This is a genomic window from Streptomyces sp. NPDC054770, from assembly GCF_053611985.1.
Genome location: NZ_JBSHBL010000032.1, coordinates 1 through 13,988, shown reverse-complemented (window position 1 = coordinate 13,988; position 13,988 = coordinate 1). Strand labels below are relative to the sequence as shown.

General features: G+C 73.0%; 3 protein-coding genes. All 3 read left to right on the top strand.

The genetic code is table 11. From position 1 onward, the window contains the following. Nucleotides 1-234 precede the first annotated feature (234 nt). Entirely contained in the window at nucleotides 235-543 is a 309-nt protein-coding gene (locus ACWGKQ_RS26045) for a DUF5132 domain-containing protein (protein WP_453294360.1), read from the top strand. Nucleotides 544-755: 212 nt separating this feature from the next. Next, nucleotides 756-3,053, top strand: coding sequence for an ATP-binding cassette domain-containing protein (locus ACWGKQ_RS26040; protein WP_453294359.1), 2,298 nt, complete (start codon nucleotides 756-758; stop codon nucleotides 3,051-3,053). A gap of 106 nt (nucleotides 3,054-3,159) precedes the next feature. Further along, on the top strand, nucleotides 3,160-13,988 hold a 10,829-nt coding region (locus ACWGKQ_RS26035; protein WP_453294358.1), incomplete at its 3' end, for an amino acid adenylation domain-containing protein.

Genomic DNA, 13,988 nt, shown 5'->3' with positions numbered 1-13,988 from the left:
CGCATGAGTGAAACCCGCCGAGACCGTTTGGTCTCGACGGTCATGACTGGGCTACCGTGATCGAAGAGCGGACGGTTTACCCCATCGACAAGGAATTCAACCCGTCGGGGATTCCGGCACGGGATATCGAGAATTCCGGAAATGGGTGCTTCCGCCTTCCCCGCTGTGCGTGCTCCGGGGTGCGCAGTGCCCTGGGTCCCCCGTCATACATCTGCGTAGAGAAGTTGGAGCATCATGCCGCCCGTCGTTCCGCCGTTTCTGATCGGTCTCATCGTCGCGCCACTGGCCAAGCGTGTCCTCAAGCCGCTGGTGCGCGGTGTCGTCACGACGTCCGTCGGTCTTGTCATGGAGGTGAAGAAAGCGGCCCAGGAGGCCGGAGAGAACATCCACGACCTCGCGGTCGAGGTGGCTGCCGAGATGGTGGCGGCGCAGATCGCCTCCGGTGACGACCCGCGGCCCGCCGCGGGTACAGCCTCGAACGCCGAGAAGGACGAGTCCAGGACTCCGAAGATCCGGGCGACCGCCAGCGCCGCGAAGGCGTAGTGACACCCTGATACCCGGCCGCCCCGCCGCCTGGGCGCGTCTTCCCGCCGACCCCGGAAGACGGGCCCCGCGGCGGTCGGCCGTGGGCCTTTCGGCCGCGCTTCTGCCCCCTTTCGGAATTTCCACCCCGTCGCAGTGATCCGCCGTGCGCAGATTTTCGCCGCGCCCGTTGACGGATTACCCGTGACCTCCGCAAACAGGTGAACGTACGCATGTCATCGCTACTGGGTGCCGCGGCCGGATTCCGCTCCGCGGAATTGGACGTGAGCCCGCGCTCGGTCACTCCGGGCCGCCAGCGCTGGGACGTCAAGCTGGTGCTCGGACGGCCACGGACGGCCGAGATCCTCGCCGCCGCGTTGCGCCGCATTCCCGGGATCACCGAGGCCCGGGCCAACCCGGTCACCGGCGGAGTGCTCGTCCGGCACGATGCACGGCTGCGCGCCACGGACATCGGCCGGATCGTCCGCAGGGCCGTCACCCTGGTCGCGGAGGATCCGACCGGAGCGGGACGCCCGGCACCGGCCCGGCCCGTCGCCGCAGCGACCCCGCGGGCGGACCCCGGCCTGGTCGTGCGACCGGTGCTCGCCGTCGGCGGCGGGGTCGCGGCCGGGATCGCACTGATCAAGGGGTCGGCGCTGAGCAGGCAGCTGGTGGCAGTGGGCGGAGTGGCCGCGCTGACCACGGCTGTCCTCCGCAAAGCCTGGCGCAGAACGGTCGACGCGTCCCAGGAAGCGGCCGAGCCCGGCGTCGAACGCCACCCCCTGGTGGAGATCGTCGGACCGCACCGACGCCGTCTCTACGGGGCCGTCGCCCTGTCCGTCGCCTGCCAGGCCTCGGAGATGGCGCTCGGTACCTTCCTCGGCTGGACCGGACTGGTCCTCATCAAGGGGCAGGCAGCTCCGCTGGTCCACCTCGGCCTGACCACCGCATCCGCCCAACTCCTCGGCCTGGCGGGGCTGATGACCGCCGCCTGTGCCGCCGTGGCGGGCCTCTCGTACGCCTCGAACCTCCAATGGCGCCGGCTCGGCCAGGACATCGAGCACGACTGGCGCAACCGGACGTACGCCCATGTGCAGCACCTCGAACTACGGCACCTGGAAGGCGAGCGGACCACCCGGATCGCCGGCGCGCTCACCGACGACGTCCGTCAGCTGGGCACCTTCTTCGCCGGCTCGGCCAACGACGTGCTGCAACTCGGCACCAGCCTGGCCCTCCTGGTACCGCTGTTCCTGTTGCTGGCGCCGCAGATCGCCTGGATCGCGTTCCTGCCCATCCCGGTCATCGCCTGGCTGTCGTTCCACTACCAGGACAAGGTCGCGGCCGACTACGCCGTCTCCGGCGAGCACCGGGCCAGGCTGCACAGCCAGTTGGTGAACACGCTGGAGGCCGGTGCCACCGTCAAGAGCTTCTGCACCGAGGACTACGAGGCGGAGCGCATCGACCGGCTGAGCGCGGAGGTCCAGGACAGCAGCCGGCACACCGACCGGAGCACGATCCGCCACGCCGAGATCGTCCGGGTCTGCACGACCAGCTCGATGGCCGGAACCCTGCTGATCGGCGGCCGGGCGGTGCTCGACGGCAGCCTGCCGTTCGAGGTGTTCAGCCCGCTGATCGGGCTGCCCCAGATGGTCATGCTGCGGATGAACCGGCTCGGCGGCATCGTCGACCAGTACCAGCGCACGATCACCGCCTACGACCGGGTCCAGCGGCTGTGCGCCCTCCCCGTCGAGACCGACGGCACCGGCGGACCGCTCGACGCCGAGAAGGCGCGCGGGGAGATCGTCCTCGACAAGGTGACCTTCGCCTACCCCGATCGGCCACCGGCGCTGGAGGACCTCTCGCTGACCATCCCCGCCGGGCGGGTCACCGCCCTCGTCGGCGCCACCGGCTCCGGCAAGACCACGATCGCCAAGCTGCTGATGCGATTCCAGAACGCGGACATCGGCAGCGTGCTGCTCGACGGGCGGGACGTGCGCGAGCTGTCGCGGCACGACCTGCGCCACGCGATCGGGTTCGTCGCCCAGGACCCCTTCCTCTTCGACGGCACCGTCGCCGACAACATCCGTTACGGCAGCTTCGGAGCCTCGGACGAGGCCGTGACCGAGGCGGCCATGAAGGCCGAGGCACACACCTTCGTCGCGACGCTGCCGGACGGCTACGACACGGTGATCGGCGAACGCGGTGCCGCGCTCTCCGGCGGCCAGCGACAGCGGATCGCGCTGGCACGCGCGATCCTCAAGGACGCGCCGGTGGTCATCCTCGACGAAGCCACTTCCGCCGTGGACAACGAGACCGAGGCCGCCATCCAGCGCGCGCTCCGCGTCTTCGCGGCCGACCGGACGGTGCTGGTCATCGCCCACCGGCTCTCCACGGTCCGCCACGCCGACCGGATCTACGTCATGGACAAGGGCGGCGTCGTCGCCGAGCAGGGCACCCACGACGAACTCCTCGCCCAGCACGGACTCTACGCATCCCTATGGCAACTCCAGGCCGGCGAACCCGCCGCCTGACCGCAGCAGCCGCCCCCCCGGCCGACCGACGGTGTGACGACACCGCGGTCGGCGCGGTCCTGCGCGCCCCGCCACCACGCCTGCCCACACCCTCGGAGGTCCCCCCATGTCCCGTCGCGATGGTGACGCCCTTCCCCTGACAGCGGCCCAGCGCGAGATCTGGCTGGCCGAGCAGAGTTCCCGGACGCCGATTCCGGGCTATCGCGTCGGCGAGTGCCTGGAGATCCACGGGCCGGTGGACCGGGAGCTGTTCGAGACCGCGCTGCGCCGGGTGGTCGACGAGGTCGACGCACTGCACGTGACCTTCGTCGACGACGGGGATGGCCCGCGCCAGGTCCTCCGGGAGAGCTGGGACTGGGCGCCGGCCCACCTCGACCTCAGCGGGGAGCCCGACCCCCGGGCGGCGGCCGTGGCATGGATGGAGCGGGACCTGCTGCGCCCGCTGGACCTCGCCCGTGACCCGCTGTTCGGCCACGCGCTGATCAAGGCCTCGCCCACGGAGTACCTCTGGTACCTGAACTACCACCACGTGGTGCTGGACGCGATCAGCAGCTCCATGCTCCGGCAGCGGGTCGGCGAGGTGTACTCGGCACTGGCCGAGGACGGCGCCGTGCCGCCCTGCCCGTTCGGCTCGCTGCGGGACCTGGTCGACAGCGACGCCGCCTACCGCGCCTCCACCGACTTCGCCGCCGACCGCGCCTACTGGACCGAGCGCTTCGCCGACCTGCCCGCCCCGACCCGGCTCACCGACACCTCCGCGACCGACCCGCACCGTGCCCTCCGGCTGGCCGAGGAGCGGGAACTGCGCCGCCCGGACGCCCTGCGGGCGGCGGCGGGACGTTCCGGCGTGCGGTGGTCCCGGCTGGTGGTCGCGGCGACGGCGCTCTACGCCCACCGGCTGACCGGAAACCAGGACGTGGTGCTCGCCCTGCCCGTCACCGCCCGTCGGGGCGCCGACCGCGACCTGACGGCGGTGCCGGGCACGACGTCCAACGTGGTGCCGCTGCGGCTGACGGTCCGGCCGGACACGCCGTGGCGCGAACTCGTCGCCCAGGCGGCGCGGGAGGTCGAGACGGCCGTCGCGCACGAGCGCTACCGCAGCGAGGACCTGCTGCGGGACCTCGGCGCCCCCGGCAGCATCGGGACGGCGTTCCCGCTGATCGTCAACATCATGGCCTTCAACTCCAGGCCGAGCTTCGCCGGGCACCCGGCCTCCGTGCACCACTTCGTGTCCGGGTCGACCACCGACCTCGCCGTCTGGGTCTTCGACTACCGGGACGGCAACCCGCCGCTGCTCCGGCTGCACGGCTCGCCGGAGGCGTACGGCCCCGACGACCTCGCCGGCCACCAGCAGCGGCTGCTCGCGCTGCTGGACACCCTCGCGGACTGCGACCAGGACGAGCCGGTGGGCCGGATCGAACTGCTCACCTCACAGGAGCGCCGCGAGCTGGCGCAACTCGGCTCCGGACCGGTGGCGCAGGCCCCGGCCACGAGCCTGCCGGAGCTGTTCCGGGAGCACGTCCTGGCGACTCCGGACCTGGTCGCGCTGGTCTGCGGCGACGTCTCGCTGACGTACGCGGAACTGGACGCGCGGGCCAACCGGCTGGCGCACGCCCTGATCGCCCGGGGAGCGGGCCCGGAGCGGCGGGTGGCGGTGGCCCTGCCGCGCTCGGCGGAGCTGGTGGTGGCGATCCTCGCGGTGCTGAAGACCGGGGCGGCGTACGTGCCGGTCGACCCCGAGTACCCGGCCGCCCGGATCGCGTACCTGCTCGACGACGCCCGGCCGGCCCTGCTGGTCACGGACTCCCGCAGCGAGGGGCGGCTGCCCGAGGGCGGACCCGTCGACAGGTTGGTGCTCGACGACCCGGAGACGGCCGCCCTGGTGACCGACTGCCCGGCGGCCGACCCGATGGTGGCCGTCGACCCGGGCCTCCCGGCGTACGTCATCTACACCTCCGGATCCACCGGACGGCCCAAGGGCGTGCTGCCGACCCACGGCGGCCTGCTCGACCTGCTCACCGACCTCCGGCAGATGCACTTCGCGCCGGTGCTCAAGGAGCGGCAGCGGCTGCGGGTGGCGCTGACCACCTCGGTGTCCTTCGACGCCTCCTGGAACCAGCTGTCCGCCCTGTTCGGGGGCCATGAGCTGCACGTCCTGGAGCACGCGACCTGGACCGACCCCGACGCCTTCGTCGACTACGCGGCGCGCTGCGGACTCGACTACATCGAAGCCACCCCGTCCTACCTCCAAGTGCTGGTCTCCCACGGCCTGCTGAGTGACCCGCAGTGGCGCCCGGCACTGGTCGGGGCGGGCGGCGAGGCCGTCCCGGAGCGGCTGTGGGAGCAGCTGCGGGCGGCGGAGGACGTGTCCTGCCTCAACCTCTACGGACCGTCCGAATGCACCGTCAACTCGGTGGTCGCGCCGCTGGAGTCGAGCCCACGCCCGGTGATCGGCCGACCGGTCACCAACACCCGGCTGTACGTGCTCGACGGTGCCCTGCGGCCGTTGCCGACCGGTGCGGCGGGTGAGCTGTACATCGCGGGCGCGGGACTGGCCCGGGGCTACCTGAACCGGCCGGGACTGACCGCCGGGCGGTTCGTCGCGGACCCGTTCGGGCCGAGCGGTGGGCCCCTCCTGCCCGATGGCGGGCAAGGAGGGAGGATGTACCGCACCGGGGACCTGGTGCGGTGGGACGCGACCGGGAACCTGGAGTTCCTCGGCCGCACCGACGACCAGGTCAAGCTCCGCGGCTTCCGGGTCGAGCTCGGCGAGATCGAGGCCGTTCTCGCCGAGCACCCACAGGTCGCCCGGGCCGCCGTGACGGTGCGCACCGAGGAGGAATCCCGGCTGGTCGCCTACGCGGAGCCCGAGCCCGGCGCCACCGTGACCGGCACCGCCCTGCGCGACCACCTGCGCGACCGACTGCCCCGGCAGCTCGTGCCGGCCGCGTACGTGCTGCTGGACGCGCTGCCGACGACCCCGAACGGCAAGCTCGACCGGCGGGCCCTCCCGGCGCCCGAGCGGCAGTCCGCCGCGCCCGGCCGCGCACCGCGCACCGCGACCGAGCACCTGCTCGTCGGGTTGTTCGCCGAGGTGCTCGGGGTGGCCGAGCCCGGCCTCGACGACAGCTTCTTCGACCTCGGCGGGCACTCCCTGCTGGCCACCCGGCTGGTCGCCAAGGCCCGCTCGATCCTCGGCGTGGAGCTGCGGCTCGGCGACCTGTTCGACGCGCCGACGCCGGCGGAACTGGCGGCGGCCGTGGATGTCGCGGGCCGGGCGCGTCCGGCGCTGGGGCGGCGCGAGCGGCCGGAGACCGTCCCGCTGTCCTTCGCGCAGCGCCGGTTGTGGTTCCTGCACCGCATGGAGGGCCCGAGCGCCACCTACAACATCCCGCTGACCCTACGGCTGTCCGGTGGCCTGGACCGGCGGGCCCTGGAAGCCGCACTGGCGGACGTGGTCGAGCGGCACGAGAGCCTGCGCACCGTCTTCCCGACGGTCGACGACGAGCCCTGCCAGCGGGTGCTGGACCCGGAGGAGGCCCGGCCGCGGCTGCGGGTGACCGAGCTCGGCGAACGAGAACTGCCGGAGCAGCTGGCGCAGGCGGCCCGGTACGGCTTCGACCTCGCCGAGGAACCGCCGCTGCACGCCGAACTCTTCCAACTGGCGGACGAGGAGCACGTACTGCTGCTGGTGGTGCACCACATCGCCGGCGACGGCTGGTCGATGGGGCCGCTCTCACGGGACCTCACGGCCGCCTACGCGGCCCGCGCCGAGGGCGCGAAGCCGGAGTGGTCACCGCTGCCGGTCCAGTACGCCGACTACGCCCTCTGGCAGCGGGAGCTGCTCGGCGACGGCTCGGCCCAGGACAGCCTGCTGAACAGCCAACTAGCTTATTGGCAGGACCAGTTGGCCGATCTACCCGAACAGGTCGAGCTGCCGTTCGACCGGCCCCGGCCGACGACGATGTCCTACCGGGGCGCCCATCTGCCGGTGCGGATCGACGCAGAGCTGCACCAGGGCCTGCGCGCGCTCGCCCGGGACGGCGCGGCCAGCCTCTTCATGGTGCTCCAGGCCGGGCTTGCCGCCCTGCTGGGCAAGCTGGGCGCGGGCACCGACGTACCCGTGGGCACGCCGATCGCCGGACGCACCGACGAGGCCGCGGACGACCTGGTGGGCTTCTTCGTCAACACCCTGGTGCTGCGCACCGACCTCTCCGGCGACCCGTCCTTCACCGAACTGCTGGGCAGGGTGCGGGCCGACGCGCTGGCCGCGTACGCGCACCAGGACGTGCCTTTCGAGCACCTGGTGGAGGCGCTGAACCCGGCCCGGTCGCTGGCGCACCACCCGCTGTTCCAGACCATGCTCGCCCTGCAGAACGCGCCCCTCGGCACGTTCGACCTGCCCCGGCTGCGGGTGGCGACCGACCTCGTCCACACCGGGACCGCCAAGTGCGACCTCACCTTCATCCTGGCCGAACAGCCAGGTGAGGACGGCCTGTCGGGCGTGGTGGAGTACAGCACGGACCTGTTCGACGAGGCCACCGTGACCGGGATCGTCGAGCGGTGGCTGCGGCTGCTGCGCGCCGTCGTCGCCGACCCCGGCCGGCGGATCGGCCAGGTGGACGTGCTGTCCGCCGACGAGCTCCGCGCGCTGCTCCCGGCGCGTACCGACCGGAGCGAGGCGCCGTCGGAGAGCAGCCTGACCGCGCTGTTCGAGCGGCAGGCACGGGCGACCCCGGCCGCCGTCGCCCTCACGGACGGCGAAGCCACCCTGACCTACGGCGAGTTGAACGCCCGCGCGAACCGGCTCGCGCACGCCCTGATCGAGCGCGGGGTGGGCCCGGAGCAGCGAGTGGCGCTGGCCCTGCCGCGCTCGGCGGAGCAGGTCGTGGCGGTGCTCGCCGTGCTGAAGGCGGGCGCCGCCTACCTGCCGGTGGACCCGCAGTACCCGGCCGCCCGGATCGCCTACCTGCTCCAGGACGCCCGGCCCGCGCTCCTCGTGACCACGAGCCGGATCGGCGACCTGCCGGGCGCGGACCCGGTGGACCGCCTGCTGCTGGACACCGCCGACCTGGACGGGCTGCCGGACACGGACCCGGACGTTCCCCTCGACCCGGGTCACGCCGCCTACGTCATCTACACCTCCGGCTCAACCGGCAACCCAAAGGGTGTAGTCGTCTCGCACCGGAACGTGGTGCGGCTGTTCGGCACCACCGAGAAGCTGTTCGGCTTCTCCGCCGACGACGTCTGGACTCTCTTCCACTCCTACGCCTTCGACTTCTCGGTGTGGGAACTGTGGGGCCCGCTGCTGCACGGTGGCCGTCTGGTGGTCGTGGACCACGAGACCAGCCGCTCGCCCGGCCGCTTCCTGGAGCTCCTCGCCCGCGAACGGGTGACCGTGCTCAACCAGACGCCGTCCGCGTTCTACCAGCTGATGCAGGCGGACGCCGAGCACCCGCGTGAACTCGCCCTGCGTACCGTCGTGTTCGGCGGCGAGGCGTTGGAGCACGCCCGGCTGGCGAGCTGGTACGAGCGGCACCCGGACGACGCGCCGCGGCTGGTCAACATGTACGGCATCACCGAGACCACGGTGCACGTCACGTACGCGGCGCTCGACCGGGCCGGAACCACCGCCGGCGACATCGGTGCGGTCATCCCGGACCTGCGGACGTACGTGCTGGACGCCCACCTGCGGCCGGTGGCCCCGGGCGTACCCGGCGAGCTGTACGTCGCGGGTGCCGGCCTGGCGCGCGGCTACCTGAACCGGCCCGGCCTGACCGCCGGGCGCTTCGTGGCCGACCCGTTCGGACCGCCGGGATCGCGGATGTACCGCAGCGGCGACGTGGTGCGTCGCACGGCCTGCGGGTCCCCCCGGCCGGAGGCTGGGGGAGGCAGCCTGCGCTACGTCGGCCGGGCCGACCAGCAGGTGAAGGTGCGCGGCTTCAGGATCGAGCTCGGCGAGATCGAGGCGGCGCTGGCCGCGCACCCCGGTGTCGCCCAAGTCGCCGTACTGGCACGGCAGGACCGGGCCGACGACACCCGGCTGGTCGCGTACCTGGTGCCGGCCGCCGGTACCGCACCGAGTTCGGCCGAACTGCACCAGGCCGACCTGCGCGCGTACCTGCGCGAGCGGTTGCCGGAGTACATGGTGCCGTCGGCGTTCGCCGTGCTGGACGCGCTGCCGCTGACCGCCAACGGCAAGCTGGACCACCGGGCCCTGCCCGCCCCCGACCTCGCCCCGGCGGCAACCGCCCGCGCGCCGCGCACCCCGCAGGAGCAGATCCTCTGCGAGCTGTTCGCCGAGGTCCTGGGCGTGGCGTCGGCCGGCGTCGAGGACGGCTTCTTCGACCTGGGCGGGCACTCGCTGCTCGCCACCCGCCTGGCCGCCCGGATCCGCGCGACGCTCGGCGTGGAAATGCCGCTGCGCACCCTGTTCGAGGCGCCGACCCCGGCCGGCCTGGCCGCCGCGCTGGTGGCGGCCGGACCGGCGCAGACCGCCCTGGTACGGCGCGAACGCCCCGAGGCGATCCCGCTGTCGTTCGCGCAACGGCGGCTGTGGTTCCTGCACCAGCTGGAGGGCGCCAGCGCGAACTACCACATCTCGCTGGCCTGGCGGCTGTCCGGGGATCTGGACCGGCGGGCCCTGGAGGCCGCCGTGGCGGACGTGGTCGAGCGGCACGAGAGCCTGCGCACCGTCTTCCCGGCGGTCGACGGCGTGCCGTACCAGCAGGTGCTGGATGTCGAGGCAGCCCGCCCGCGACTGCTCGTCAACCGGACCACTGAGTCCGAGCTGCCGCATGTCATGGCGGAGGCGAAGGCCCGTCGGTTCGACCTGGCGGTCGATGTGCCCCTGCGTGCCGGTCTGTTCGAGCTGGCGGCGGACGAGCACGTGTTTCAGGTGGTGCTCCACCACATCGCGGGTGACGGCTGGTCGCTGGGCCCGCTCGCACAGGACCTGACCACCGCCTACACGGCGCGCTGCCGCGGCGCCGAGCCGCAGTGGGCGGAACTGCCGGTCCAGTACGCCGACTACACCCTGTGGCAGCACGAGCTGCTCGGCGACGCGGCCGACGGGGACAGCCTGTTCGCCCGCCAGGCGGCCTACTGGACCCGGCAGCTGACCGATCTGCCCGAGCAGCTCCAGCTGCCCGGCGACCGGCCCCGCCCGGCGGTCGCCTCGCACCGGGGCGGTTCCGTGCGTGCCGGACTGGACGCCGAGCTGCACCGCGGGCTGCGCGAGCTCGCCCGCGCCCACGGCACCAGTCTGTTCATGGTGCTCCAGGCCGGCCTTGCGGTGCTCCTGAGCAAGCTCGGCGCGGGCGACGACATCCCGGTCGGCAGCCCGGTCGCGGGCCGGACCGACCAGGCGCAGGACGAGCTGGTCGGCTACTTCGTCAACACCCTGGTGTTCCGGACCGACACCTCGGGCGATCCGACGTTCGCCGAACTGCTGGGCCGGGTCCGGGAGACCGCGCTGGCCGGGTACGCGCACCAGGACCTGCCGTTCGAGTACCTGGTCGAGGCCCTCAACCCGGTCCGGTCGCTGGCGCACCACCCGCTGTTCCAGGTCATGCTGGTGCTGCAGAACGCGCCCCGGGCCGACTTCGCGCCGCCCGGGCTGCGGGTCGGCGACATGCCGTCGACGTCGACCACCGCCAAGCTCGACCTGATCTTCACCATGTCCGAGCGGCACGCGCAGGACGGCACCCCGGAGGGGATCGACGGGTCCGTCGAGTACACCGGCGACCTGTACGACCCGGCCACCGTCGAGACGATGATCGAGCGGTGGGAGCGCCTGCTCCGCGCCGTGGTCGCCGACCCGCGGCGCAGGCTCAGCCGGTTCGGCCTGCTCACCGCCGCGGAGCACGGCGAGTTGACGGCGCTGGGTACCGGCCCGGCGGCCCAGGCCTTCACCGAGAGCCTGCCGGAGCTCTTCCGGGCTCAGGTGCGCGCGACTCCGGACGCCGTCGCGCTGGTGGGGCCGGAAGCGTCGCTGACGTATGCGGAGTTGGACGCGCGGGCGAACCGGCTGGCGCATGCGCTGATCGCGCGGGGCGCGGGGCCGGAACGGCTGGTGGCAGTGGCGCTGCCGAGGTCGGCCGAGCTGGTGGTGGCCATCCTCGCGGTGCTGAAGACCGGCGCCGCGTACCTCCCGGTGGATCCGGAGTACCCGGCCACGCGGATCGCATACATGCTCGACGACGCCCGGCCGGTCCTGATGGTGACCGACTCCCGAACCCGGGGTCGGCTGCCGGACGGCTCGGCCGGGTGGCTGGTCACCGACGACCCCAAGACGGCCGGGCTGGTGGCGGGTTGCCCGGCGACGGACCCCGCGGCGGCCATTGACCCGGCCCATCCGGCCTACGTCATCTACACCTCCGGTTCCACCGGCAGGCCCAAGGGCGTGGTGGCGACGCACGGCGGCCTGTCCAACCTGTTCGCCGACCAGTGTCCGCTGATCTTCCGGACGGGGGAGCGGCTGCGGGTGGGGCTGACCACGTCCGTGTCGTTCGACGCCTCCTGCGACCAGATGTTCGCCCTGTACGCCGGCCACGAGCTGCACGTCCTGGACGAGGCGACCTGGACCGACCCGGACGCCTACCTCGAGTATGCGGCGCGGGCCGGGCTGGACACGGTCGGCGGCACCCCGTCCTACCTGCAAGTCCTTGTCGATCACGGGCTGTTGGACAACCCGCGGTGGCGTCCGTCGTGGATCGGGCTGGGCGGGGAGACCGTTCCGGAGCAACTGTGGGAACGGTTGCGGGCGGCCGACGGGGTGTTCGCCCTGAACTACTACGGGCCGGCCGAGTGCACGGTGGACTCGACCTTCGCACGGCTGGAGTCGAGCCCGCGCCAGGTGATCGGCCGGCCGCTCGGGGGTGTCCGGTTGCACGTGCTCGACGCCGCGTTGCAGCCGGTGCCCGCGGGGGTGCCGGGTGAGCTTTACATCGCCGGTGCCGGGCTGGCGCGCGGTTACCTGAACCGGCCGGGCCTGACCGCGGGACGGTTCGTTGCGGACCCGTTCGGGCCGGCCGGCGCGAGGATGTACCGCACCGGCGACCTGGTGCGGTGGGGATCGGACGGGAACCTGGAGTTCCTCGGCCGCACCGACGACCAGGTCAAGATCCGGGGCTTCCGGATCGAGCTCGGCGAGATCGAGACGGCGTTGGCGGAACACCCGCAGGTCGCGCAGGCCGCCGTGATCGTCCGGCAGGACCAGGCAGGGGACACCCGCCTGGTCGCCTACCCGGTGCCCGCCACCGGGGCGGAGCTTCGGCCGGAGGACCTGCGGGCGCACCTGCGCGGGCGGCTGCCCGACTACATGGTGCCGGCCGCGTTCGTCCCCCTCGACGTCCTGCCGCTGAACGCCAGCGGCAAGCTGGACCGGCGCGCCCTGCCCGAGCCGGAGTACGCGGCGTCGCGGGTCGGCCGGGCCCCGCACACTCCGCAGGAACAGGTGCTGGCCGAGCTGTTCGCCGAGGTACTGGGCCTGCCTCAGGTCGGTGTCGACGACGACTTCTTCGACCTCGGCGGGCACTCCCTGCTGGCCACCCGGTTGGTGGCCCGGGTCCGTGCGGCCCTGGGCGTGGAGCTGGCGCTGCGCACCCTGTTCCAGACCCCGACGGTGGCCGGGCTGGCCGCCGGGCTCGGCGGCGCGGACCGGGCCCGGCTCGCCCTGGGGCGGGCGGAGCGGCCCGAGCTGGTGCCGCTGTCGTCCGCGCAGCGGAGGCTGTGGTTCCTGCGCCAGCTGGAGGGCGCCGACTCGGTCTACAACATGCCGCTCGCGTGGCGGCTCTCGGGACCACTGGACCTGGCGGCACTGGAGGCGGCGCTGGGCGACGTCGTCGACCGGCACGAAACCCTGCGCACGATCTTCCCCGCCGCGGACGGCGTGCCCTACCAGCAGGTGCTGGCCACCGGGGAGGCGCGCCCGAGGGTGTCGGTCACCCCGGCCGATGAGCAGGCCCTGCCGGAACTGCTGGCGGGGGCCGCAGCGCGCGGATTCGGCCTCGCGACCGAACCGCCGCTGCGCGCCGAGGCGTTCCAGGTTTCGGCGGACGAGCACGTGCTGCTGCTGGTGATGCACCACATCGCCGGTGACGGCTGGTCACTGGGCCCGCTGGCCGCCGACCTGGCCACCGCGTACGCGGCACGCCGCCAGGGCGAGGAACCGCAGTGGGCGCCACCGCCCGTGCAGTACGCCGACTACACCCTGTGGCAGCAGGAGCTGCTCGGCGACCCGGCCGACCAGGACAGCCTGTTGGCCCGTCAGCAGGCCTACTGGACCGAGCAGTTGGCAGACCTGCCGGAGCAGATCCGGCTTCCCGCCGACCGCCCTCGCCCCGCGACCCCCTCCTACTCCGGCGGCCACCTCGCGATCGAACTGGACGCCGAACTGCACGCTGGGCTGGTCCGGCTGGGCCGGGAGCACGGCGCCAGCGTGTACATGGTGCTGCAGGCCGCCCTGGCATCGCTGCTGGACAAGCTCGGCGCGGGAACGGACATCCCGGTCGGCAGCCTGATCGCGGGCCGGACCGACGAGGCCCTGGACGACCTCGTCGGATTCTTCGTCAACACCCTGGTGCTGCGGACCGACACCTCGGGCGCCCCGACCTTCGCCGATCTCCTTGGCCGGGTCCGCGAGGGCGCGCTGGCCGCGTACGCGCACCAGGACCTGCCCTTCGAGCACGTCGTCGAGGCCCTCAACCCGTCCCGGTCGCTCGCCCGTCAGCCGCTGTTCCAGGTGCTGCTCGCGCTGCAGAACGTGCCCCGCACCGAGTTCGCGCTGGACGGTCTGGCCGCCGAGATCGTCCTGGTGCGGATGCCGACGGCGATGTTCGACCTCGGCTTCCATCTGCTGGAGCGCGGCGGCACCGGCGGGCAGGCCGAGGGCATCGTCGGGCGGGTCGAGTACAGCACCGACCTCTTCGACCC

Excerpts from the sequence above, each read along its gene's own strand:
- ACWGKQ_RS26040 (WP_453294359.1), top strand. The coding sequence starts at position 756 with ATGTCATCGCTACTGGGTGCCGCGGCCGGATTCCGCTCCGCGGAATTG.
- ACWGKQ_RS26045 (WP_453294360.1), top strand. The coding sequence starts at position 235 with ATGCCGCCCGTCGTTCCGCCGTTTCTGATCGGTCTCATCGTCGCGCCA.